The organism is Ferrimonas lipolytica (genome assembly GCF_012295575.1).
Classification (GTDB): Bacteria; Pseudomonadota; Gammaproteobacteria; order Enterobacterales; family Shewanellaceae; genus Ferrimonas; species Ferrimonas lipolytica.
Map to the genome: position 1 here is coordinate 554,781 of NZ_CP051180.1, position 22,725 is coordinate 577,505.

The 22,725-nt window shown below is 48.8% G+C and carries 22 protein-coding genes and 1 other RNA gene; 14 read left to right on the forward strand and 9 right to left on the reverse strand.

Annotated elements, in window-relative coordinates; genetic code table 11:
- The first annotated feature begins 76 nt into the window (after nucleotides 1–76).
- A complete protein-coding gene (locus HER31_RS02715) occupies nucleotides 77–586 on the forward strand; it encodes a YqhA family protein (protein ID WP_168659149.1) in 510 nt (169 codons plus the stop codon).
- Here HER31_RS02715 and HER31_RS02720 read toward each other — a convergent pair whose 3' ends face one another.
- Entirely contained in the window at nucleotides 587–1,540 is a 954-nt protein-coding gene (locus HER31_RS02720; protein WP_168659150.1) for a tRNA-dihydrouridine synthase, read from the reverse strand. It abuts the gene before it with no gap.
- A gap of 234 nt (nucleotides 1,541–1,774) precedes the next feature.
- On the opposite strand from HER31_RS02720, the gene HER31_RS02725 reads away from it, so the two are divergent.
- The 8 genes from HER31_RS02725 (at nucleotide 1,775) to HER31_RS02760 (ending at nucleotide 12,119) form a co-directional block, all read left to right on the forward strand.
- A complete protein-coding gene (locus HER31_RS02725) occupies nucleotides 1,775–2,197 on the forward strand; it encodes an HvfA family oxazolone/thioamide-modified RiPP metallophore (protein ID WP_168659151.1) in 423 nt (140 codons plus the stop codon).
- 152 nt (nucleotides 2,198–2,349) lie between these two features.
- Complete coding sequence (locus HER31_RS02730; RefSeq protein WP_168659152.1) at nucleotides 2,350–3,195, forward strand: HvfB family MNIO-type RiPP peptide maturase; 846 nt, start codon at nucleotides 2,350–2,352, stop codon at nucleotides 3,193–3,195.
- Nucleotides 3,192–3,923 (forward strand): HvfC family RiPP maturation protein, encoded by a 732-nt coding sequence (locus HER31_RS02735; RefSeq protein WP_168659153.1) that lies wholly within the window; start codon nucleotides 3,192–3,194, stop codon nucleotides 3,921–3,923. Before HER31_RS02730 ends, HER31_RS02735 begins: the two co-directional genes overlap by 4 nt.
- A gap of 445 nt (nucleotides 3,924–4,368) precedes the next feature.
- Nucleotides 4,369–4,914 carry an adenine phosphoribosyltransferase gene (gene apt, locus HER31_RS02740; RefSeq protein ID WP_168659154.1) on the forward strand — a complete coding sequence of 182 codons (546 nt, stop codon included), beginning with the start codon at nucleotides 4,369–4,371 and terminating at the stop codon, nucleotides 4,912–4,914.
- Between the two features lie 106 nt (nucleotides 4,915–5,020).
- Nucleotides 5,021–7,516, forward strand: coding sequence for a DNA polymerase III subunit gamma/tau (gene dnaX, locus HER31_RS02745; protein ID WP_168659155.1), 2,496 nt, complete (start codon nucleotides 5,021–5,023; stop codon nucleotides 7,514–7,516).
- A 97-nt stretch (nucleotides 7,517–7,613) separates the two neighbouring features.
- Nucleotides 7,614–7,943, forward strand: a complete 330-nt coding sequence (locus HER31_RS02750) for a YbaB/EbfC family nucleoid-associated protein (protein ID WP_168659156.1) — start codon at nucleotides 7,614–7,616, stop codon at nucleotides 7,941–7,943.
- Nucleotides 7,943–8,542 (forward strand): recombination mediator RecR, encoded by a 600-nt coding sequence (recR, locus tag HER31_RS02755; protein ID WP_168659157.1) that lies wholly within the window; start codon nucleotides 7,943–7,945, stop codon nucleotides 8,540–8,542. Before HER31_RS02750 ends, recR begins: the two co-directional genes overlap by 1 nt.
- A gap of 622 nt (nucleotides 8,543–9,164) precedes the next feature.
- Nucleotides 9,165–12,119 carry a UvrD-helicase domain-containing protein gene (locus HER31_RS02760; protein WP_168663110.1) on the forward strand — a complete coding sequence of 985 codons (2,955 nt, stop codon included), beginning with the start codon at nucleotides 9,165–9,167 and terminating at the stop codon, nucleotides 12,117–12,119.
- Between the two features lie 239 nt (nucleotides 12,120–12,358).
- Here HER31_RS02760 and ssrA read toward each other — a convergent pair.
- Both ssrA and smpB read right to left on the reverse strand, forming a co-directional pair.
- Nucleotides 12,359–12,719, reverse strand: a transfer-messenger RNA (tmRNA) gene (gene ssrA / locus HER31_RS02765).
- A 69-nt stretch (nucleotides 12,720–12,788) separates the two neighbouring features.
- Nucleotides 12,789–13,277: an SsrA-binding protein SmpB gene (smpB, locus tag HER31_RS02770; RefSeq protein WP_168659158.1), complete on the reverse strand. Its 489-nt coding sequence runs from the start codon at nucleotides 13,275–13,277 to the stop codon at nucleotides 12,789–12,791.
- An 86-nt stretch (nucleotides 13,278–13,363) separates the two neighbouring features.
- On the opposite strand from smpB, the gene HER31_RS02775 reads away from it, so the two are divergent.
- Both HER31_RS02775 and HER31_RS02780 read left to right on the forward strand, forming a co-directional pair.
- Nucleotides 13,364–13,795, forward strand: coding sequence for a type II toxin-antitoxin system RatA family toxin (locus tag HER31_RS02775; RefSeq protein WP_168659159.1), 432 nt, complete (start codon nucleotides 13,364–13,366; stop codon nucleotides 13,793–13,795).
- A complete protein-coding gene (locus HER31_RS02780) occupies nucleotides 13,792–14,133 on the forward strand; it encodes an RnfH family protein (protein ID WP_168659160.1) in 342 nt (113 codons plus the stop codon). The genes HER31_RS02775 and HER31_RS02780 overlap by 4 nt, the downstream gene beginning before the upstream one ends.
- Nucleotides 14,134–14,196: 63 nt before the next feature.
- Here HER31_RS02780 and HER31_RS02785 read toward each other — a convergent pair whose 3' ends face one another.
- The 3 genes from HER31_RS02785 to recN form a co-directional block, all read right to left on the reverse strand.
- On the reverse strand, nucleotides 14,197–14,565 hold the full coding sequence (locus HER31_RS02785; RefSeq protein WP_168659161.1) for an outer membrane protein assembly factor BamE: 369 nt from the start codon (nucleotides 14,563–14,565) through the stop codon (nucleotides 14,197–14,199).
- Between the two features lie 193 nt (nucleotides 14,566–14,758).
- On the reverse strand, nucleotides 14,759–15,910 hold the full coding sequence (yiaY, locus tag HER31_RS02790; protein WP_168659162.1) for an L-threonine dehydrogenase: 1,152 nt from the start codon (nucleotides 15,908–15,910) through the stop codon (nucleotides 14,759–14,761).
- 181 nt (nucleotides 15,911–16,091) lie between these two features.
- Nucleotides 16,092–17,753 (reverse strand): DNA repair protein RecN, encoded by a 1,662-nt coding sequence (gene recN, locus HER31_RS02795; RefSeq protein ID WP_168659163.1) that lies wholly within the window; start codon nucleotides 17,751–17,753, stop codon nucleotides 16,092–16,094.
- Nucleotides 17,754–17,871: 118 nt separating this feature from the next.
- Here recN and HER31_RS02800 point away from each other — a divergent pair, with 118 nt between their 5' ends.
- Nucleotides 17,872–18,573, forward strand: coding sequence for an SDR family NAD(P)-dependent oxidoreductase (locus tag HER31_RS02800; RefSeq protein ID WP_168659164.1), 702 nt, complete (start codon nucleotides 17,872–17,874; stop codon nucleotides 18,571–18,573).
- Between the two features lie 11 nt (nucleotides 18,574–18,584).
- Here the strand turns inward: HER31_RS02800 and nadK are convergent, their stop codons facing one another.
- Nucleotides 18,585–19,469, reverse strand: coding sequence for an NAD(+) kinase (gene nadK / locus HER31_RS02805; RefSeq protein WP_168663112.1), 885 nt, complete (start codon nucleotides 19,467–19,469; stop codon nucleotides 18,585–18,587).
- Nucleotides 19,470–19,559: 90 nt separating this feature from the next.
- On the opposite strand from nadK, the gene grpE reads away from it, so the two are divergent.
- The gene (gene grpE / locus HER31_RS02810; RefSeq protein WP_168659165.1) at nucleotides 19,560–20,123 is read left to right on the forward strand and encodes a nucleotide exchange factor GrpE; all 564 of its coding nucleotides are present in this window, start codon (nucleotides 19,560–19,562) and stop codon (nucleotides 20,121–20,123) included.
- Nucleotides 20,124–20,194: 71 nt separating this feature from the next.
- Here the strand turns inward: grpE and HER31_RS02815 are convergent, their stop codons facing one another.
- Complete coding sequence (locus tag HER31_RS02815; protein ID WP_168659166.1) at nucleotides 20,195–20,965, reverse strand: L,D-transpeptidase family protein; 771 nt, start codon at nucleotides 20,963–20,965, stop codon at nucleotides 20,195–20,197.
- An 86-nt stretch (nucleotides 20,966–21,051) separates the two neighbouring features.
- Complete coding sequence (locus HER31_RS02820) at nucleotides 21,052–21,774, reverse strand: SDR family oxidoreductase (RefSeq protein WP_168659167.1); 723 nt, start codon at nucleotides 21,772–21,774, stop codon at nucleotides 21,052–21,054.
- A gap of 114 nt (nucleotides 21,775–21,888) precedes the next feature.
- On the opposite strand from HER31_RS02820, the gene HER31_RS02825 reads away from it, so the two are divergent.
- Complete coding sequence (locus HER31_RS02825; RefSeq protein ID WP_168659168.1) at nucleotides 21,889–22,719, forward strand: LysR family transcriptional regulator; 831 nt, start codon at nucleotides 21,889–21,891, stop codon at nucleotides 22,717–22,719.
- The last annotated feature ends 6 nt before the right edge of the window (nucleotides 22,720–22,725 follow it).

A 22,725-nucleotide genomic window follows, 5' to 3' on the forward strand; every position in this document is an offset into this window, starting at 1 on the left:
TACCAATGATGCAATATGATGTTTGTATCGTGTTGATTTTATTGTTACTTTGCGAAAAATTTCATCAAGGAAGATCATGGAACGGTTATTTGAATCACTACTGTGGAAAAGTCGACTTACGTTGTTGTTGGCCGTTGTTAGCTGTGTAATTGCTGGCATTGCGCTGATCGTGTTGGGAATCTCAGAGGTGTGGCATCTACTGCATATGTTGTGGCAGTACTTACTTGATGCCAATGCCGGTGTAAGTCGCGATCAGCTGGTACTGGTGGTGATCGAAGTGCTTGATACCTTCTTACTGTCCTCGGTGCTGTTCATCTTTTCGTTTGGCTTATACGAGCTGTTTGTTAGCCGGATTGAACAAGCACAAGACCATGGCTCTAAGGCGTTTGCCATCAACAGCATCGACCAACTTAAAGCTAAGCTTGGCAAAGTGGTGCTGATGCTGTTGGTTATTAAGGTGTTTGCCTTATTGGTGGAGATCCGCCCCAACAGTATGTTGGAGCTACTCTACATGGCGCTGATCGTCTTGTTGATTGCGTTAAGCTTATGGCTCAGTAACGGTGGGCCGAAATCCGAGCCAAAGTAATCAAGCTTGGGTTTTGATTAGATGCGTTGCCCCTAGCGCGGTAACAATCTCGTTAGGGCTACGTAAGCGTCGGATCACTTCAAAGTCTGCCTGCGCCTCAGGATATTGACGGATCAGATAGCGAAACCACTGCTTGATGCGGTTGGGATAGTAGATCCCCTTATCGCCGTAGAGCTCGAAACCGGAGTAGTCGATAAGTACTTGTTTCATCTCTTGCCAGCTGAGCGGGGCAGCGTCGGTTTTAATGCACTCCGCCAGATTGGGTAGAGCTAAGGCGCCACGACCGATCATCAGATCTTTGCTGCCAGTAATTTCACGACAACGCTTGGCATCTGCTGCCGACCAGATCTCGCCGTTAGCAATTACTGGAATAGACAGGGCATTGTTGATGGCGCCGATCGACTCCCAATCAATCTTATCGGCTTTGTAGCCGTCATCCTTAGTACGCCCGTGTACACATAATTCGGCAGCGCCGGCATCCTGTGCCGCGAAGGCGTTATCCATCATTAAGTCTTTGTCGTTAAACCCTAAGCGGATCTTAGCGGTTACCGGTTTATCGCTCGGTACTGCATCGCGAACCGCTTTGATGATGTCATGGAGCGCTTGTGGCTCTTTGAGCAGCACAGCCCCCCCTTTCGATTGGTTAACCTGCTTTGCCGGGCAACCAAAGTTGAGATCAACCCCGTCTGAGCCAAGCTCAACCGCACGGGCTGCATTGAGTGCCATCCAATCTGGGTTCTGTCCCAATAATTGTACCCGCACCGGTACACCCGCTGGGGTTTTACCGCCATTGTTCAGTTCCGGGCACAAACGTCGGTAGGTACGCTCTGGTAGTAGCTGGTCCACAACGCGAACGAACTCTGAGACGCACATGTCTACCCCGAACTGTCGGGTCAACATATCACGCATTAAAGCGTCCATTACGCCTTCCATTGGGGCCAGAATTACTCTCATAGGGTTTGGGATCTCATGCTGAAGCGAAAATAACGGTGAAAATTTTAGCGGCGAAGTTTACCAGCAAACCACAGAAACGCCACTAACGAAGGACTGAGTGATCTTCAAAAAACCAACTAAAGTAAGAAATGTTGAAATAATGTGAAATAAGATCGTAATAGCTAAGGTCTTCTTGATTGAGCCAGCGCATAGGCCGCTGGATAACACAGGTTTAGACCAAAAGGATAAAATATCATGACGAATGTAAAGAAAACCTCTGTTGCTGCTGCCTTGGGTGCGCTGGTTGTTGGTGGCACTTTAGTTACGGCTCAAGCAAACCCATTCTCTGCGACTGAACTGGCTCAAGGCTATGAAATTTCGACCCTTACTGGTGACAAGGGGGCAGAAGGCAAATGCGGCGAAGGCAAGTGTGGTGGTGAAAATAAAGGCAAAGAGGGTAAGTGCGGCGAAGGTAAATGTGGCGGCGAGAAAGCCAAAGAGGGCAAGTGCGGCGAAGGTAAATGTGGTGGCGAGAAAGCCAAAGAGGGCAAGTGCGGCGAAGGTAAGTGTGGCGGCGAGAAAGCCAAAGAGGGTAAGTGTGGCGAAGGTAAGTGCGGCGGCGATAAGAAAGCCAAAGAGGGTAAGTGTGGTGAAGGCAAGTGCGGTGGTGACAAGTAACCACCTCGATAACTCTCTTAATGGTAAGCCGATTGACTGAACTGCGTTTGAGTGAAACGGTTTAACTATTAGGTTAAATTATCGTTAATAAGCCAACAAGGCTGGCCTCGGTCAGCCTTTGCTATATTTAGGGTAACGCAAGGAGTAGCAACATGACCCAACTGAGTGGTGCGGGTGTAGGATTGCGGCGTGAAATGGTACAGCAGCTTAGCCAAGGGGCAATACCGGACCCAATTCATTTTATGGAAGTGGCGCCGGAAAACTGGTTGCGGGTAAACCCTAAGTTAGCGCGTCAGTTTCGAGCGCTAACAGAGCGGGTACCATTTGTATGTCACGGTTTGTCACTCTCCATTGGTGCGCCAGCGCCACTGGACGAATCGTTTGTTCGTCAGCTGAGAATCTTCCTCGACCAGCACAATATTGAGATCTATTCCGAACATCTGTCCTATTGCTCTGGCAACGCTCATCTATACGATCTGATGCCGATTCCATTCACCGAGGCTGCGGTTAATCATGTTGCTGAGCGGGTCAGTCGCGTTCAGGATATTCTCGGTCGTCGACTGGTGTTGGAGAATGTCTCCTATTACGCCGAACCCGGTGCCGAAATGAGCGAGTTGGAGTTTGTTAATGCGGTGCTTGAACGTGCCGACTGTGAGCTCTTACTAGACGTAAACAACATCTATGTAAACAGCGTTAACCATCGTTACGACCCCTATCAATTTTTGCAAGGGTTGCCATCTGAGCGGGTGCGCTACATGCATATCGCAGGGCATTACAACGAGGCCGACGATCTCATTGTGGATACCCACGGAGCGGACGTGATTGAACCGGTGTGGGATCTATTGCAACAAAGCTATCGTTTGCATGGCATTCACCCAACCTTGCTAGAGCGAGATTTCAATCTGCCTGAGATGGATCAGTTAATAACTGAGGTTAGCCGCATTAACGACATCCAAGCAAAAGTGCTTAACTGTGCCACGGAGGTGCAAACAGCATGAGCGATTTTAGTCAAATTCAGCAGCAGTTTATGGATCACATCCGTGCCCCAGAACCTGGCTCACCACCGTTGCAGTTGGAAGCACGACGGATGGACATATACCGCGAGCTGATGTTTAACAACGTGTGTGGCTTTATCAACAGTGGTTATCCAGTGTTGAAATCGATTACTGACGAGTTGGTTTGGCAACAGCGGCTACGAACGTTTTTTGCTGAATACGACTGCCATTCCCCCCTGTTTGTCGACATTTCGGCGGCTTTTCTTCACTTTTTGCAGCAGCAACCGGATCTGCTCCTGTGGGAGGTGGAACTGGCACACTATGAGCAATTAGAGTTGAAAATAGACATCTTAGCGGAAGTTACCGACCAAACCGCGATAACTGAAGCTGAGCAGTTGCTTAGTGCTAGCTTATGCCTCTATCGAGCCGCCGAGATAGGTAAGTATGGCTACCCAGTACATCAGATAGGCGTTGACAACCCACAGGTTGAAGCGCAGCCAACCTACCTGTTGGTCTATCGCAATGCTGAAGATGATGTCGCCTTTATGGAACTCAACCCAATGACGGCGCAGCTGGTGGGTTACGTTCAGCAGCATCCCGGCTGTAGTGCCCAGCAAGTGGCCGAAGCGATGATTACCGCCATGCCAGAGCTAGAACCTGAGGTTGTTGCCCAAGGGGCCGGACAGCTGATGTTACAAATGGCTGGGCAAGGAATAATTCGACAGCAGTAAACTTCTTTTTTATTGGTTTGGGCTAATAAGTTGATAAATCAGCGTAAAACCCTACGTTTTATCGGTGTTTGTGTGACCAAGATCAACTTATACTGCCGCCAACAAAATACATGGGAGTTTGTCGTCATGGAACACACGGAATTTAAAGAACCTTATAATATTCTTCACTTTTTAGGCTTTTTGTTAGTGTTGGCTATTCCTACTTTACCGGCATCATTAACCTGGATAAGTATCCTTAGTCGTTAACGGATAGCCTTGTATAGCAACGGTTTTAGTGAAATTGACGCAATTTATTGCCGTAGAGCCCGTTGCGCAACATTGTAGTTGCATCTCGCAATTAAGGTGCTTAAGCTTAGCCAGCAATACGGTTGATAAGTCCAGATTGTAAATTTACAAGCTGGACTTTTTTATTGTGGCTAGGCCACCTGTAGAAAAAGACGACATCATGAATCAAGCTTCATTGGCTGTGCTGAAAGACAGCATCAAAACCATCCCTGGCTACCCTAAGCCGGGCATCATGTTCCGCGACGTAACTTCTTTGTTGGAAGACGGCAAAGCATTTCGTCTGAGCATTGAGCTGCTGGCACAGCAGTTCAAAGATCACGGGTTCACCAAGATTGTTGGTACCGAAGCTCGCGGCTTTCTGTTTGGCGCTCCGTTAGCGTACGAATTGGGTCTGGGTTTTGTGCCGGTTCGTAAGCCAGGCAAGTTGCCTCGCCCAACTAATGCTGAATCCTACGAGTTGGAATACGGTACCGATACGTTAGAGATCCACAAAGACGCTATCGTTCCTGGCGACAAAGTGTTGCTGGTCGATGATCTTCTTGCTACCGGTGGCACCATCGAAGCAACCGCTAAACTGGTTCGTGATTTAGGCGGTATCGTAACCGACGCAGCCTTTGTGATTAACTTGCCAGATCTGGGCGGCGCTAAGCGCTTGGATGCAATTGATCTGAACGTATTGTCACTGTGTGAGTTTGAAGGCGACTGATCGCGATTCAACCTCATTCTAAAGCCGAGCACATGCTCGGCTTTTTGCTTTCTGAAATGTGATACATTGATCCCAAAGTGTCCCCTTTAATCGTTATTGGATAATCATGTCTTATCAGGTTCTGGCGCGAAAATGGCGGCCAGCCACATTTGATCAAGTCGTCGGCCAAGAGCATGTCCTCAAAGCGCTGACCCACGCATTGCAACATAACCGCTTGCATCATGCCTATCTGTTCACCGGTACCCGTGGTGTTGGTAAAACCTCGATAGCGCGGTTGCTGGCCAAAGGTTTGAACTGCGAACAGGGAGTTACCGCAACGCCTTGTGGCAGCTGCAATAATTGTGTTGAGATCAGCCAAGGTCGATTTGTCGATCTGTTGGAGATCGATGCAGCGTCGCGTACCAAGGTCGATGACACCCGTGAGATCCTCGACAACGTTCAGTATCAGCCGGTGCGTGGTCGCTTTAAGGTGTACCTTATCGATGAAGTACACATGCTGTCTCGTCACAGCTTTAACGCACTGTTGAAGACTCTTGAAGAGCCGCCGGAACACGTTAAGTTTCTGTTGGCGACGACCGATCCACAGAAACTGCCGGTAACGGTGTTATCCCGTTGCTTGCAGTTCAACCTTAAGAGTGTGATCCCACAACGGATCAGCGCACACTTAGCTAAGGTATTAGATGCTGAGCTGGTTGGTTACGAGCCCGCGGCATTGGATCTACTGGCGCAAGCTGCAGATGGTTCTGTTCGCGATGGCATGAGCTTAACGGATCAGGCGATTGCCCATGGTGCCGGTGCGCTGCAGTTGGCTCAGGTGCAAGCGATGTTGGGCACCATCGATAGCCGCTATAGCCTGCAATTAATGAACAGCCTCTGCCAAGGTGAGCCTGCGCTAATGCAGCAAACCTTGGATGAGATTGACCAGTTTGCTCCAGATTACGATGAACTGTTGCGGCAAATGGCGGCACTATTACATCAGGTAGCGTTAGCGCAGTTTAATCTGCAACCGCATAGCGCGCTGGCTGATGCCGACAATGTGCAACAGTTGGCTGGCAGCTTAGATCGAGAGCAGGTGCAGCTGTGGTATCAGATGCTTACCCAAGGGCGTATCGATCTGAACGTTGCTCCAGATCCTCGCAGTGGCTTCGAGATGGTGATGCTCCGAGCCTTGGCGTTTGCTCCAGCAATTACCGTTGAGCCGATGCAAGCTCGGCAAGTTGCTGCGCCGGTAGTACATGCTGTGCCGGTGCAACCTGCCGTTGAAGCGGCAAACAGCGCGACTGCGCCACTATCGGCTGCAGTATCGGTACCAGTAGCAGCGAAGCCAAAACTGCCGCCAATAGCATCAGAGCCAACACCTGCAGCACCAGCAACTACCCCAACAAGCGCAACGGCACCATCGGTAGCAGTTAACGCAGCAGAAATTGCCGCTAACACAGCTGCAGAGGAGGTCGTTGAAACCTCATTGGCATCTGAACAAGCGCAGATTGAACAGCAGGCTGCAGCACTAACCAACGTTGCAGCAGAGCCGCAAACGGCTGCCATGCCCTCACCACCACCACCGCCTCAATCCACAGTGCCAGATGAACAGGCCATGGACGCCGAACAGGCGTTATTAATGGCGCAAGCTAGTGCGCAGATGGATTATCCAGATGGCGTGCAAATGGACGATTACCAACCAGACTATCTGCCAGATTACGATACTGGAATGACGTCGGCGCCACCGCAGCAGCTGCAACAGCAGCAACCCTCTCGTGATAATAGCGTAACCGCTGTTGCCGCTGAGCCAGAGCTGGGCAGTTCAGATCCGATGGCGGTCATCAATCAAGTGCTGGCGGATGAGAAAAAACAGCGCCAACACTTTGCGAGTATCAGCAGTGACGGAGACGAGCCGGGAAAGGATGAAGCCGCAGCGTCGACTGCGGCGCCGCGAGTATTACAACGTCCACCGGTTAAAACTAACACGGTTGATGAGGCTGTTAGTACGGATCCTGAATCGCTGCCACCTTGGCATATTGACAATGATCCGCGCTTAGCCAACGCCAATGGGGTAGTGGAGGCAGCCGAGCTAAGCCCAGCTGAAGCGGTGGTTGAACCGCTATTGCCGATTGGGCAACGGCCGTTGCCGCAGCAGGAAGCCGAGGTTACAGCAGTGGCAGAGCCGGTTGAGGCTCCGGCAGAGCCGGCACAGCCGTTAACTGTTCCTGCCGCGGCTGAGGATCGAGAACTCGATATGCAGTGGTATCAAGCTATTGGTCAGCTGGGCATCGGTGCCCGACCGCGACAATTGGCAATTAACTCGGTACTTGAGCGAGACGGAGAGCAGGTGGTACTTAACCTGCGCAGCGAACAGCGCCACCTTAACAGTGATACCGTGGTTGAACCGTTACAACAGTCATTGCAGACGTTATGGAACCAAACGGTTCAGTTGCGTATCGAAGTGAAGGATCTGATGCAACGGGAAACACCGCTGGAAATCCGCCGTCGCCGCCAACGAGAACGACTAGAGCAAGCTAAGCAAGATCTCTACGCCGACCCCGTTGTGCAGTGGTTACAGTCGGAATTAGATGCTAATTTGCTCGACGACTCAGTAGCCTACTAGTCTGTGACCGTTTTGAGCATCTACATCTTGTCCGGAGGCACGGTTCAGGTAACATGTGCCTCCATCAATTGAACATCGCATTTAGAGAGAGAACGATATGTTTGGTAAAGGCGGAATGGGTAACATGATGAAGCAAGCGCAGAAGATGCAAGAGCGCATGCAACAAGCCCAAGAAGAGATCGCAAAAATGGAATGTACCGGTGAATCCGGTGCTGGTCTGGTAAAGATCACCATGAATGGCGCCCACAACGTTCGCCGTGTTGAGATCGACGAAAGTCTGATGGAAGACGACAAAGAGATGCTGGAAGACTTGATTGCTGCTGCGATCAACGACGCCGCTCGCCGTATCGAAGATGATCAGAAGAAGCGCATGGCTGAAGTAACCGGCGGCATGAACTTGCCACCAGGCATGAAGCTACCGTTCTAATGAAGTTCAGTCCTCTGGTTGATGAGCTCATCAAGTCGCTGCAGTGCTTACCAGGTGTAGGCCCGCGTTCTGCCCAACGAATGGCCTTCCATTTGTTGGAGCGTGACCGCAATGGTGGCGGTAAGCTTGGTGACTCTGTTAGCCGAGCGATGAGTGAAGTAGGGCACTGCCAACAGTGTCGCACCTTTACCGAACAAGAGCTTTGCCAGATCTGTTCGAACCCAAAGCGGACCGAGTCTGGCCAGCTTTGTGTGGTTGAATCGCCAGCGGATCTGTTGGCGATTGAGTCGGCAGGCCAATACAGCGGTCAGTACTTTGTTTTGATGGGTCACCTATCGCCACTTGATGGTATTGGCCCTGATGACATCGGCCTAGATCGGCTCGAAACCACCTTAAGCGAAGGGGAGTGGCGCGAGATTATCTTAGCAACTAACCCAACGGTTGAAGGTGAGGCAACTGCACAGTACATCGCCGATATCGCCCATGATTGTGATGTTAAAGTCACGCGAATTGCCCACGGCGTTCCTGTTGGCGGTGAGCTCGAGTACGTTGATGGCACGACCCTAGCCCTGTCGTTTAGTGGTCGCACGGCTGTTTAATGGCTCTCAATAAAAACGCAGTTATTTCTAACTGCGTTTTTATTTAAATGTTTTTCAATCCAATGCTTTGACTTAACTTTGTTGCTGTATCTTATTGCTCAGTAGGCATAGTAATCGATACCCCTCCTTCAGCTCTGCAACTCCATCTGCTTTAGCAATTAACTTGGTTAACATCATCTCAAGCTGTAGCTGTTTTTTAGGATCTAAATGCTGGAATACATGACGGCGCAAGACAATGGCGCAGTAAAAAGCGAGCTGCTGATAGTTTCCCGCTTCGATATGACCGAGGTTGTCGAACGTCTCTTGAGCTAGATAGAACTGACCTAGTCGCTTTTGGTTCTATAGGTTTGATATGTAGTGATGTGATGAACGCTCCTTTTGGTGAATTAGCATGACATAACTAATTTTGACGCTGTCTGTGGGAGGGGCGTCTATCACATCACTACAAGAAACACCTGCAATAAGTATTGAGTAGTTGAAGCGGACAATTCAAAGCAGTTAATGGTAAGTTATTTAAAGTCCAAGCTGGTGGACGCTAAAACTATATAGAGAAGTAGGTTACACATTGTTATCAAAGCAGTCTGGTCAAAATATTAAGCACAGTTGGTTTGGCAATTTTTATATGGGCAGGCCTGATGCTGTAAAGTTTACCGACAGTGGCATTACTTTTCATCGTGGCAAAGGCCTGTTTACTGCTGGGTATAGAGCAACAAACAACTCTAATGATGAAGTTAGTTTCAAGTGGGAACAGCTAGATTCGCCACCAGCATTTATCTTTAGTCCTTTGGGTTACCTGCTTAGCTTTACCGTATCAGGTAAGGCTTACCAGCTGCCGTACTTAACCTATCTAGCTCATTATCAATTTGGCAAAAAGGCAGCGTTTCTGTGGGCTACAGGCAACGGGCTGAGTATCTGTGAGCTGGTGGCTAGAGTTGAACGCACCATTGCTACGAAGTACTTGCGTCAATCACGCTTAGAGATGATACAGGCCAGAGTTAAGCGTGAGTATAAACGCTGGTTTCCCTGTTGTGAAAAAGTTGCCTTGTCCAAGGATATAAAAACAGCGTTAACCAAGTTAAAGCAGATGCATAGCTGGAGCCAAGGCGATATAGAAAGGCTACGTGAAAACTATGTTCAAGCTCAGCTGATCAAGTTTGTCGATTTCTTTGATCATGTTGAGTCTAACCCTCTGACCGATAAGCAGCGACGGGCCTGCGTAATTGATGATAACAATAACTTGTTATTAGCGGGTGCAGGTACGGGAAAGACCAGTGTTATGGTGGGTCGTGCTGGCTACTTAGTCAAAAGTGGTCAGGCACAAGCCGATGATATTTTGCTGCTCGCCTATGGGAGAAAAGCTGCTGACGAGATGGAAGAACGGATAAAAGAGAAGCTAGATACCGACGATATTAAAGCGAGCACTTTTCATAGCTTAGGTCTAAGGATTATTGCTGAAGTTGAAGGCAAGGCACCTAGTCTGTCTCCTTGGGCTGAGGATGAAAAAGCCAAAGATAGATGGGTACAAAGCACTCTTGAAACTTTGATTGAAGATGATGCCTATCGCAAACAGCTGTTTGAGTACTTTAGTCAATACTATTATGTTGAGAAAAGCCCTTTCGATTTTGAATCAGAGGGTGAGTATTTCCAGTACTTAACTGACAATGACATTCGTACCCTCAAAGGGGAGCGAGTAAAGAGTTTCGGCGAGCTATACATCGCTAATTGGCTATTTACCAATGGCATTGAGTACCAGTATGAAGCTAAGTATGAGCATGATGTAAGCAGTGTTGATTTCCGCCAATATCAGCCTGACTTCTACCTTCCTGATTACGGTGTCTATATTGAGTATTACGGCATCGATGAAGATGATAGTACCGCGCCTTACATCGATAACCAGCAATATTTGGAGTCGATGGCGTGGAAGCGCCAGTTGCACAAAGAGCATGAAACAGTCTGCCTTGAACTGTTTTATCATCAGCATAAAAAAGACCAGCTCACTGATAAGCTTGAACACGCTATTCAGGTATTAGAGATCCAAGTGTCCCCTCTCCCTGATGAAGCGATACTCGCAACGTTTAATGAGCTCGGTCGTGTTACCGAGTTAGCTAAGCTGTTCAGTAAGCTAATTGGCTTGTATAAATCTGCTTGCTTGGATAAGAACGGGCTAGAGAAGGTATTTAATAATGCCGCAGATGCCAAACAAACCCGTAAAGCATTTGAGCTGCTAGAGCCGATACTAAGCTGCTACCAGCAGCACCTGTTAGCCTCAGGCGATATAGATTTTGAAGATATGATTGGTAAAGCACTTAGCTATCTTCAACATGGGCAGTTCATTAGTCCATGGACCTATATCTTGGTCGATGAGTTTCAAGATATCTCAGAGCCTAGAGCACGGTTAGTTAGAGCGTTAAGGGATTCGTGCTTACTAGGCCGTAAACCGAAAGCCTCTCTGTTTTGTGTTGGTGATGACTGGCAGGCAATCTATCGCTTTAGTGGTGCCGATGTCAGCTTAACCACGCAGTTTACTAAATATTTCGGCCCAACTGCTAAAACGTATTTAGATCAGACGTTCAGATTCAACAGCAGCATTGGTGATGTAGCAACACAGTTTGTGACTAAGAACCCTGTGCAGCTAAAGAAAGATATTCGCTCCCTCACGCAGGTCGATTACCCCACGATTTCATTAATACGTCGAGGCGAACAAGAGCCAGCAACTAAAGATGAGCCAAGCCCTAATGCACTAGAGCAGGCCTTAAATGCTATAAGCATGCGTATTAATAATGCTGAAAATAAGCTAAAAGCGCCGCCTGTAGTGTATCTGCTCGCTCGTTTTTGGTTTCAGTTACCTGATAAGAGTGAGCTAAGGCAGCTGAATAGGAAGTATCCAAGTTTAACTATTGAGTGTCAGTCCTTTCATGCCTCAAAAGGTAAAGAGGCAGATTATGTGGTGATCACGGGGATGAAAGCGGGAAAGCATGGCTTCCCCTCAATGAAAGTCACCCCACCAATACTTGATGCATTTTTACCTAAGGCTGAGGCATTTGAATTTGCAGAAGAGCGTCGCCTATTTTATGTTGCCTTAACTCGTGCAAAACACCGCGCATATGTACTTGCCGATATGACAGATGCTAGCCCGTTTGTGGTCGAACTACTCAAGGAAAACTATGCTGTTGAGCAAGAGGAGTTTAGTACCTCTCTAGTGCAGAAGATTTTTGAAGAGATTAGTTGTGTGCGCTGTACCACAGGCACACTTAAACCAAGAGTCGGTAACTTCAAACCCTTCTTTTCATGCTCCCACTTCCCCTTGTGTGACCATAAAGAGGAGGGTTGTGAGCTTTGTGGTAGTCCCATGACACGTAAACGCTTTACAGGCTTTAAGGTATGTCTAAATGATACTTGCAGCCATACAGCACCGATATGCAGTGTTTGTGGTGGTGATATGCAACTGAAGAAAGGCCCCTATAGTGAGTTTTGGGGGTGTAAGAACTTTAGAAGAGATACACCCTCTAGCTGCAGCAATAAAATCAATAAGCAAGCAGCTACGAGCCTACTAGATCAATCTAAGAGGGAGCATTAACAATGCCAATAGAGGCCTCGATTGCTACAAGTCTTTTTACATTGGCGTTTAGTCAGATTTGGAGGTGTAGGTCATTGTTGATCACTTTGTTATACAGTGTGTAAATCAATCAAAACCTTTTAAAATGACAGAAAACGTGAAAATTAACGTGATATTTTATTAAAACACTTAAAGATCATATCTTTAGAATACAAAAAAGGCTTGAAACTCTAAGAGAATCAAGCCTTTTTCCAAACGTTTGGTGGAGCTGGCGGGATTTGAACCCGCGTCCAAAACATCTACGCCGTCGGCACTACATGCTTAGTCACTGATTTATTTAACCTTTCAAGACCCCCAGAGACAGGGTTCTATCGGGTGAGTCGGATTAGTTTTAACGCTTTCTCTCCCGACAAAGAGTCCACGCGATCATGCAGGGTTTGACTACCTTTGATCTTCAGCCAGCAAGCGGGGCTTCAGAGGTAGGCACTACACAGCGTATTAGGCTGCTAGTGCGTAGTTTTCGTCGTTTGCGACTATTTTTTTGCGGCTTTTTACGTGGCCAACCGCCCCACGGCATGCTCCTAGGGTTTCAAATATTCTGTCGAATCCTGAATCAGCCCCAAGTAGAAAACGCAGTTTACCATTGATGTGGCATAAGCTCCAATAGCAAACTGTACAGACAACCAGCAGTTAGCGCAGGCTACCCTTCATAACTCGTGATTTTTCACGTTGCCAATCGCGTTCTTTCGAATCTTGGCGTTTATCGTGCAGCTGTTTACCCTGTGCTAGTGCAACCTCTAACTTGACGTTAGATTTGCTCCAGTACAGCGCCACTGGTACCAGTGTATGCCCTGAACGCTCAACTTGACCGATCAAACGGTCCAGCTCGCGCCGGTGCAGCAGCAGTTTGCGTGGGCGCATCGGCTCGCAGATCACATGGGTAGATGCGACTGAAAGTGGTGTGATGTTACAGGCCACTAAATAGGCCTCATCCCGTTGAATGATTACGTAGCAATCGGTGAGGTTTACTTTCCCTTCCCGCAGCGACTTAACTTCCCAGCCCTGAAGGACTAGACCCGCCTCAATCTTCTCCAAAAACTTATATTCGTGCTTCGCTTTTTTGTTCAGCGCGATAGTTGTGGAGGTGGACTTGGATTTTTTTGAATTTTTCTTAGCCATATGAGCGACATTATACCTGTCTTACGACGTTTTGGTATCGCTTCAGCTGTGGCAAACTAGCGCAATGTGATGAATGGAGTACCGAAATGCCAGAGATTAATCGCAGTGCGTTGGTTCGCTTTAGTGCCGAACAGATGTATGCGCTGGTTAACGACGTTGCGTCTTACCCTAAATTTTTACCTGGGTGCGTAGCGAGCCAAGTAGTAGAACACCATGAGGATATGATGGTTGCCTCGGTTTCGGTCAGTAAAGTTGGCTTGAGCCATAGCTTTACCACACGCAATCAATTGATTGCCGGTAAATCGATAACTCTTGCGCTGGAGAATGGACCATTTAAGAGTTTGTCTGGCGAGTGGAGTTTCACCCCGTTACGAGAAGATGCCTGTAAAATTGAGTTTCAGCTTCAATTTGAGTTTGCCAGTCCATTGGTAGCTAAAGCTTTTGGGCGGGTGTTTAGCGAGGTTGTGCAGAGTATGGTGCAAGCGTTTAGCGAGCGTGCCAAAGAGGTATACAAATGACCGACACTATTACCATCGAGGTGGTCTACGCCCTGCCTAATGAGGCGTTTGTGCGCAAAGTTGACCTGCCCAAAGGAGCAACGGTAGAAGAGGCGGTGCAAACCTGTGGGGTGTTGGAGCGGTACACTGATATTGATCTAAAAAAACACAAGGTAGGCATATTTAGTCGCACGGTTAAGCCAAGCCAGGAATTGTTTAATGGTGATCGTGTTGAGATCTACCGGCCGTTATTGGCAGATCCTCGAGAGGTGCGTAAGCGTCGTGCTGAAAAGGCCAAAGAGGAAGGTCGTGCTGACGCAACTACAGGCGGTAAGCCCAATCCACTGCGGGCTAAATAGCAAAACCGACGAAAATAGAAAAGCCGACATAATGTCGGCTTTTTGTTGTGCTGATTAAGGTGTTTACTGGTCAACACTTAACGGCGTATTGAACTCTTCATCTAGCTCGTAGTTACCGGTTACAGAGGCAACTTTATCGTCAGTGAAGTGAACAATAAGCTCTTTCTCTGAGATCTCATCGGTACGGCCATTCTTGTACTGGTAGACGTAATACCAAGTATTTGACGCAAAACTGTCGCGTAATACCGGCTTACCTAGGACGAACTCAACCTGCTCTTTGGTCATCTCGACCCGCAGCTTTTCTACTTGGCTTTGCTCAATAAAGTTGCCTTGGGGTACATCAATCTTGTAAACCAACCACTCAAAATGAGTACAACCACTTAGACCGGCAGTAACGGCCGCCGCAAGCATCAGGTTTCTGAACTGCTTCATCCTACTCTCTATATCCGTATTTATCTGAGCTGGCATCATACCCAAGCCAAGGCCACTGCGTCTATGTTTCAGCAGCGATAGCCGGTACGGAACCAGCGTAAAGGGCGCTGTTGTTGGGAAGTTAGTGTGAACAATAACTGGAAAGTTCAAAAAAGGGGCCATTCAGGCCCCTAATCGAAATGTTGGTTAGCGCTTACAATGCGTTTTTAAAGATCTGGCAGATATCGTCGTGAGTTGCCTCACGTGGATTAGTTAAGCCACAAGCATCGTTTAGTGCATTGGTGGCGAGCGTTGGAATATCTTCCTCTTTTACGCCAAGGCTAGACAAACTTTGTGGGATGCCAATCTCTAGTGCGAGCTCTTTAATTGCTTCCAGTGCCGCTTGAGCGCCTTCATCGTCAGTTAATCCTGCAACATCCTTACCCATAAGCTGTGCTACCAGTTTCAGTTTGGCAGCAACAACGGGTGCGTTAAAGGCCTGTACGTGTGGTAGCAGCAGTGCGTTACACACTCCGTGCGGTAAATCGTAGAAGCCACCTAATTGGTGCGCCATCGCGTGCACATGGCCAAGCGAGGCGTTGTTAAAGGCCATGCCACCTAAAAATTGGGCGTAGGCCATCTGTTCGCGGGCATCAATATCGTCACCTTGTTTTACCGCTTGGCGTAGGTTAGTCGCGATAAGCGCAATGGACTTCTCGGCACAGGCGTCGGTAATTGGTGTTGCTGCGGTGGACACTAGCGCTTCAACTGAGTGGGTTAGTGCATCCATCCCGGTGGCAGCGGTGAGGAAAGCTGGTTTGGCTTTCATCAGCTCTGGGTCGTTGACCGACAGCAGTGGGGTGGTGTGCTTATCAACGATAGCCATCTTAATATGGCGAGATTCATCGGTGATGATGCAAAAACGGGTCATCTCAGAAGCTGTACCCGCGGTGGTGTTGATGGCCACCAGTGGCATCTGTGGTTTTTCGGATTGGTCTACGCCTTCGTAATCTTGGATTTTACCGCCATTGGCGGCCACTAGAGCGATACCCTTAGCGCAATCGTGTGGTGAGCCACCACCGAAGGAGATGACAAAGTCACAGTGGTTTTCCGTCAGCATTGCTAAACCAGCGACCACGTTGCCTGTGGTGGGGTTAGGCTGAGTGCCATCAAAGATAATGGCGTCGATGCCTTTGTCTTTTAGTTTGCTAGTAAGTCCTTCGACCATACCAAGCTCAACTAAGGGTTTGTCGGTAACAATCAATGCTTTCTTAAAACCAAGCGCAACAATATCGTCGACGGCAACATCAAGTGCGCCTTGGCCGATGGTATTTACTGCAGGGATAAAAAATTTTGTTGCAGTCATTAGTAACTCCTACTGACGAATTGAAAACCTTATCTGCCCCCTAAATTACGCCTAGCCATCGCTAAGTAAAGTGACGCTGATCATGGTTCTCACTGTCGGTTCTGAAACTTAATTCGCTTGATTTTTATCTCAGCTAAATACCCAAATGGTTCACCGCAGGACGGCTATTTTTAGCAGGTGATCACTGAATTAGCAGCTCTTGAGCGTTCGCTTTGGTATTTTCAGTAATTGTGTCACCGCCCAGCAAACGCGCCAGTTCGTCGATGCGTTGTTGCAGTTGTAATGCCACCATATGTGTTTCGGTGCTGCGGCCAGTGCTTTGTTTGGATACAAACATATGGTTGTGGCCGTTGCCTGCAACCTGAGGCAAGTGGGTTACACAGAATACCTGAGTGGATTGTCCGAGCTGACGCAACATTTTGCCTACTACCGCAGCGGTTGGCCCGGAGATCCCCACGTCAACCTCATCAAAAATCAATGTTGGTGTGGCTACCTTTCGGGCGGTAATTACCTGAATAGCCAGGCCGATACGTGACAGTTCACCCCCAGATGCGGTTTTGGCGATAGGCTGCAATGGTTGGCCGGGGTTAGTGGTAACTAAAAATTGTACCTTGTCGCTGCCTTGTGGGCTGAGTTGCTCATCGATGTAACCTACCTCGATTTCGAATTTTGCGTGGGGCATCGCCAGCTCTTTGAGGTTGGCAGTCACCAACTTATTTAGCTCTTTGGCAAAACGGCAGCGACTCTTGTGGAGCTTGCTGCTGTGCTGCTGCAGCTGCTCAACACAAAGGCTGCGCTGCTGCTGCAACTCTTCCAACTGGGAGTCGCTGTCAGATAGTTGTGCCAGTTCATCGGCCAACGCTTGATGGTGTTCGGCCAATTGGTTGGCATTGACTTGGTGTTTTCGCGCTAGCGTCATCGCTCGTGACATACGCTGTTCCAGCTCGTTGAATCGCTCAGGGTCCATCTCGAGGCTGGCGCGGTAATGCTCAATCTCATTGCTGCTTTCTTGGATCTGAATCATTCCCTCGTGCAACATCGCGAGTGACTCGGCGAAGGCGGGATCATCACTGTGCAATGCTTCAACCTCACTGATCGCCTGCTGCAGTAACGATTGTACCGAGTTATCTTCGCCTTCACTGAGTAGGTAGATTGCCCGTTGGCTTTGTTCGAGCAAGGTACCGCAGTTAGCGAGCCGTTTATGCTCACTCTCTATCTGTTCGAATTCATCGATCTGCAGTCCAAACTCATCCAATTCTTGTACTTGGTATTCCAGTAGCTGGCTACGAGCTTGGCGCTGCGCCTGTTGCTGCTGTAATTGTTGGATTTGTCGATCTATCTGTTTCCATGACAGGTAACTTTTTTGGCAGGCGTTGAGCAGATTATGGTGGCCAGCGTACTGATCGAGTAGATCCAGCTGCACTTCGCTGTGCAACATACTGTGGTGGGCATGTTGCCCATGCACACTGACCAGTAGCTCTCCCAAGCCTTTCAGTTGTGCCAATGGCACAGGATGACCATTGATCCAAGCACGACTACGACCTTCGGCAGAGATGGTTCGCCGGACAATGCAATGGTCGGTGTCGTTTAATTCATTTTGTTGTAACCACGCGCAAGCGGCTGGAATAGCACTAATATCAAAGCACGCTGACAGATCAGCACGCTCAGCGTCGGGTCTTACCATGCCAGCTTCGGCACGCGAGCCTAAGCACAAGCCAAGTGCGTCAATAGCTATTGATTTGCCGGCACCGGTTTCACCAGTAATGCTGGTCATTCCGGCGTTAAAGTCCAACTCAAGAAACTTAACGATAGCGAAGTTACTAACGGTTAATTGGCTTAGCATGGGCAGCCCTGTATAGGTAAACATAAGTACTGTATGGAAGAACAGTATATGTGGTTTTTTTCATCGGTAAAGGCTTTAGGCTGATTTTCTTTGGTTCGAGATAGGAAAGGGAGAGGCTATGACGCAACAAGTTGCAGTGGTAACCGGTACTAACAGAGGGATAGGGCGCCACTGTGCATTACAGTTGGCGGAGCGAGATATTCACGTTGTTTGTACCGCGAGGCGGGCGGAATTGGCGCTAGCCACGGTGGCTGAGATTGAACAGCGAGGCGGCAGCGCTACGGCAGCGACGTTGGAGGTAAGTAACCAGCAACATGTTGAAAACCTGAGCCAGTTAATTTCGGCCAGATTTGGTCAGTTGGATATTTTGATCAATAACGCTGCTGTCTATTTAGATGCTGATCTCACCCTATTTGAGTTAGATGACGCCCGTTTGCAACAAACCATCGATGCCAATCTTATGGGGCCGATATACCTGTGCCGTGCACTGATGCCAATGATGATCGACAGAGGTTATGGGCGGGTGGTTAATGTTTCTTCGGGCTACGGTGCGTTAAATCAGATGGGGCCAAAAATCACCGCTTATCGGATCTCGAAAGCGGGTCTTAATGCCTTAACGGCGGTACTTGCAGCCGAAGTTGCGTTACAGAACATTAAGGTGAATTCGGTTTGCCCCGGGTGGGTGCGAACTGACATGGGCGGCGCCGCAGCAGATCGGAGCCCAGAGCAAGCCGCCGCCGATATTGTTTGGGCGGCATTGCTACCAAATGACGGCCCATCTGGGCAGTTCTTACGCCATCGTCAGTCAGTGGCTTGGTAGTAGGGCGAAGTTTAGAACAGCTTGCTACCCCAACCGAGCTTGGTTCTGAGCACTTCGAAGTAGCTGTGCCCTTTAGGATGGATCAGGCGCAGTTTATGCTGGGCACGACGGATCAAAATTTCATCACCCGGCAATGCCGCTAAGGTAATGTGGCCGTCACAAGAAACCTCTAAAGCACGTGAGCCCATATCCGGTGAGGCGATAAGCTTAACCTCTGAGTTGCCATCCACTACGATTGGTCGTCCAGACAGTGAGTGCGGAAACATAGGTACCAAGATCACGGCATTTAGGTTCGGCGTTAAAATGGCGCCGCCGGCAGACAACGCGTAGGCGGTGGAGCCGGTTGGGGTGGATACAATCATGCCGTCAGCACGTTGGCTATACATAAATTGGTCGTCGATATACACCTCAAACTCAATCATGTTGGCCACTCTACCGGGGTGGAGAACCGCTTCGTTCATGGCGGTATTACTTGAGGTTAACTGGCCGTGACGATAGATCTCCGCTTGCAGTAAAAAACGCAACTCGGTTTCATATTCACCGCTAAGCACTTGTGCTAGTGGCTCTTCAAAGTCATCTGGCGAGATATCGGTTAAGAAACCCAAATTACCTCGGTTTACTCCAATTACTGCTACGTCAAAGCGAGCCAGCACTCGGGCTGCTCCCAACATATTACCGTCACCACCGACAACGATGATCAAATCGCAGCGTTCTCCGAGCTCACATAAGGTTAACGCTTCGGCTTTATTGCAGCCGAGTTGCTTAGCGATACGCTCTTCAATCAGGATTTCGTAGTGCTGTTGCTCTAACCAATAGAACAATTTACGCAAAGTTTGGTTAGCGCCATCGTGATCGGGTTTGCCAATCAGGCCAATTGTATGAAAGGGCTTAGACATAAAAACCGCCGCGCGGCCTTGAAGTAGAGACATTGATCCCCATAATAGGCTCAGAGTTTCAGTGAATAAAGTGATTTTGGTGGAGTTGTGATGAGCGACGAGCAGCAGAAAGTTGTCGAGCAAGAAGAGATTGAGTCTGTAGAAGCAGAAACGGTGGATGCAGAATTAGTAGACGAGCGTGATGAACGTATTGCGCAGTTAGAAGCCGAGCTCGAGCAAGCCCGTGGTGCTATTGATGGTGAGAAAGACATCAAGATGCGTGCTGCAGCTGAAGTAGACAATATCCGTCGCCGTAGCGCTATTGATGTGCAAAAGGCCCGTGATTTTGCTCTAGAGAAGTTTGCTAAAGAGCTGTTGCCGGTATTGGATAACTTGGAGCGCGCACAAGACGCGGGCGATAAGGACTCTGAAGCGGCACAAGCAATTTTGGAAGGCGTTGAGCTAACCCATAAGAGCTTTATCGATTCTGTTGCCAAGTTTGGCATCGAAGCGGTTGGTGTTGAAGGCGATGCCTTTAACCCGGAACTGCATCAAGCCATCTCAATGGTGCCAAGCCCAGATCATAAGTCCAATACTCTGATGGCGGTTATGCAGAAAGGCTATACCCTAAACGGTCGTTTACTGCGTCCGGCGATGGTGATGGTTGCTCAGTAATATTGCGCATTTGTAAGACTGAAAAACCGAGCCTAGGCTCGGTTTTTTTGTATCTGTGATATCCACGTCGATCAATACCAGCGATGTTGGTTATTGGCCTGTAACTCGGCCACGCTGCGCTCAATGTTTTCATACTTCACTTCAACCCAAGTGGGCAGATCTCGAGGCCGTTCGATAATGCCTAAGCGCGGATCTTTCGGAGTAATCACTACCTCAATGTTTTCCAAGCCGATGTCGTGCGCCAATACAAACAACTCTTCTATCGATTGATCCCCCATAGCTAAGCAACCGGTGGAAACTTCGCGGCCATGGATAAAGATGTCGCCACCAAGATCGCCACGCTGCTCTTGCTCGGCGTAGAAACGGTCAACACTGTTGGGGTAATCAATACGAAGTGACAGATGGAACTTGCTATTGGGGTTGGCTGCGTCGAGGCGATAGACTCCTTCGGGAACCAAGAGATCACCTTGGCGCATCTTCGGGCGCAGGGTGCCACTGGCGCGCTTGATTGGATAATCACGCAGGTGGTGCCAATCATTATTGGTGCCTTGCAGCCAAATCTCTAACGAACGCTGCTCCTTTAACGCCACCAATTTAGCGCCGATGGCTCTAAAGTTTTTTGGTAAACGAGTAAAGTAGGGAGCTAGCCGAGCTCGTGCATCAGGGCCGTAAGCGGTAATAACGGAATCAACGGTACGCGCTTTGCCTATGCTGGAGCACGGTAACAACAACAGTAGCAATGGAGCCAGTGCCGGTAGCAATTTTGAACGCAACGATAAATCCCCCTGAAAACGGCGGGCAGTGTTCCATAGGGATACCACCACTGCAACATTCAATGTCACATAACGCCAAACCCCTTTAGCTTACTCAATAAACAGAAAAGCCCGCAAGATGCGGACTTCGTATACAGCTAATTGATTCGCTTAGATTATGCAGGCTGACGAGTTGTAGTCAGAGCAATCTCACGGATATGAACGTTTTGTGGTTGGCCATAAGCATAATCAATGGCGTTCGCCACGTCTTGGGCTTCTAGAACGCCGCCCATCTGCTCTTTCCACTCGCCGTAACCCTCTTTGATGTCGTCACGGGTGGTGTGGCTCAGCAGTTCAGTGTCTACCGCTCCTGGGGAGATAACGATAACTCGAACGTCGTCACCGCATACTTCTTCGCGGAGAGTTTCGGATAAGCCGTGTACCGCGAACTTGGTGCCACAGTAAGCCACGTGGTTCGGGAAGGTCTTGAAACCTGCGATAGAAGAGATGTTGATGATGGTGCCAGATTTACGCTCACGCATACCAGCCAACACCAGGTGAATACCGTTTAATAGGCCTTTGATGTTTACATCAACCATGGTGTTCCATTCTGCTGGGTTTTGAGTGTGAGCGTCGCCCAGTAGCATTACACCGGCGTTGTTAACCAAGCAATCTACCGGACCAAACTGCGCTTGTGCGTCTTTGATGGCTGCTTCGAAGGTAGTTACATCGGTGATGTCTACTTTACGGCACATGGTGTTAGGCAGGTTAAGTGCTTCTAGCTTTTCTACACGACGAGCCAACAGCAGTAACGGGTGGCCTTTGGCAGATAGGGTACGGGCAGTGGATTCGCCGATACCAGAAGAGGCGCCGGTAATAACAACAAGTGGCTTAGTCATAGTAGTAACTCCAATTAGTTCGTTGTCGCTGTGACAACGTGATGGCGGACACTATAGGGATAGACGTTATCGGTCTAAAATACTTTGTTTCTTTGTCTGTAATAGGTATTCCCTATGGATCTGCGTCGGCTACGCTGTTTTGTGGCGGTATTTGAAGAGCGAAATATGACGGTGGCAGCACAACGCTGCTTTGTTTCTCAGCCGTCTTTGTCTAGTTCAATCAAACAGTTAGAAGAGGAACTTGGTGCCATACTGTTTACTCGACATAAACGCGGGGTCGATCTTACCGATGACGCTCATCAGCTCTACCCCCTTGCTCGCCGTTTGTTAGGCCAAGCTGATGAACTACCGGCGATGTTTGCTGAGCGCCAAGATAAAATTAAATTACGTCTGGCTAACTTTCATGACCTTAGTCCGTCGGAGTTGGTTAAATTTATTGCTCGGTGCCAAGCGGCTGAACCACGATTACAGATTGAGCTGTGTGATCACGACGATAACGACACCGACGCTCGACTTACATTGGACGTACTAAAACGCGACGAAGAGTTGTTTTTGCCGCTGTGGGAAGAGGATTATCAGTTGTGCGTACCGGTAGAACATGAGCTGGCGCAACTTGAACAAGTGCCGTTGGCGCAGCTGGATCAATACTCCTTTATTGAGTGTGCCGCCTGTGAGGCACATCAACAAACATTAAGCTTGCTTGCCAGTGGTGGTTTTGCGGTTAACTTAGTCGCTAAAGCAGCTCATAAAACCCAGGTACGCCATATGGTATGTGCTGGGCTAGGGATCTCGTTTTTGCCATCGGGAGTATTAGAGGGCTGTGCACAACTAAAAGCGGTGCCATTAATGGCACCGCGAATGTTTCGTCGTATTGGCTTATGTATCCCTGCATCAGCCGCTGACAGCAATTTGAGCCAATTGCTGCGTAATGCGGCGAGCTCATAGTAGCGG

Coding starts and splice junctions, on each gene's coding strand:
- HER31_RS02715 (WP_168659149.1), top strand. CDS start 77: ATGGAACGGTTATTTGAATCACTACTGTGGAAAAGTCGACTTACGTTG.
- HER31_RS02720 (WP_168659150.1), bottom strand. CDS start 1,540: ATGAGAGTAATTCTGGCCCCAATGGAAGGCGTAATGGACGCTTTAATG.
- HER31_RS02725 (WP_168659151.1), top strand. CDS start 1,775: ATGACGAATGTAAAGAAAACCTCTGTTGCTGCTGCCTTGGGTGCGCTG.
- HER31_RS02730 (WP_168659152.1), top strand. CDS start 2,350: ATGACCCAACTGAGTGGTGCGGGTGTAGGATTGCGGCGTGAAATGGTA.
- HER31_RS02735 (WP_168659153.1), top strand. CDS start 3,192: ATGAGCGATTTTAGTCAAATTCAGCAGCAGTTTATGGATCACATCCGT.
- apt (WP_168659154.1), top strand. CDS start 4,369: ATGAATCAAGCTTCATTGGCTGTGCTGAAAGACAGCATCAAAACCATC.
- dnaX (WP_168659155.1), top strand. CDS start 5,021: ATGTCTTATCAGGTTCTGGCGCGAAAATGGCGGCCAGCCACATTTGAT.
- HER31_RS02750 (WP_168659156.1), top strand. CDS start 7,614: ATGTTTGGTAAAGGCGGAATGGGTAACATGATGAAGCAAGCGCAGAAG.
- recR (WP_168659157.1), top strand. CDS start 7,943: ATGAAGTTCAGTCCTCTGGTTGATGAGCTCATCAAGTCGCTGCAGTGC.
- HER31_RS02760 (WP_168663110.1), top strand. CDS start 9,165: ATGGGCAGGCCTGATGCTGTAAAGTTTACCGACAGTGGCATTACTTTT.
- smpB (WP_168659158.1), bottom strand. CDS start 13,277: ATGGCTAAGAAAAATTCAAAAAAATCCAAGTCCACCTCCACAACTATC.
- HER31_RS02775 (WP_168659159.1), top strand. CDS start 13,364: ATGCCAGAGATTAATCGCAGTGCGTTGGTTCGCTTTAGTGCCGAACAG.
- HER31_RS02780 (WP_168659160.1), top strand. CDS start 13,792: ATGACCGACACTATTACCATCGAGGTGGTCTACGCCCTGCCTAATGAG.
- HER31_RS02785 (WP_168659161.1), bottom strand. CDS start 14,565: ATGAAGCAGTTCAGAAACCTGATGCTTGCGGCGGCCGTTACTGCCGGT.
- yiaY (WP_168659162.1), bottom strand. CDS start 15,910: ATGACTGCAACAAAATTTTTTATCCCTGCAGTAAATACCATCGGCCAA.
- recN (WP_168659163.1), bottom strand. CDS start 17,753: ATGCTAAGCCAATTAACCGTTAGTAACTTCGCTATCGTTAAGTTTCTT.
- HER31_RS02800 (WP_168659164.1), top strand. CDS start 17,872: ATGACGCAACAAGTTGCAGTGGTAACCGGTACTAACAGAGGGATAGGG.
- nadK (WP_168663112.1), bottom strand. CDS start 19,469: ATGTCTAAGCCCTTTCATACAATTGGCCTGATTGGCAAACCCGATCAC.
- grpE (WP_168659165.1), top strand. CDS start 19,560: ATGAGCGACGAGCAGCAGAAAGTTGTCGAGCAAGAAGAGATTGAGTCT.
- HER31_RS02820 (WP_168659167.1), bottom strand. CDS start 21,774: ATGACTAAGCCACTTGTTGTTATTACCGGCGCCTCTTCTGGTATCGGC.
- HER31_RS02825 (WP_168659168.1), top strand. CDS start 21,889: ATGGATCTGCGTCGGCTACGCTGTTTTGTGGCGGTATTTGAAGAGCGA.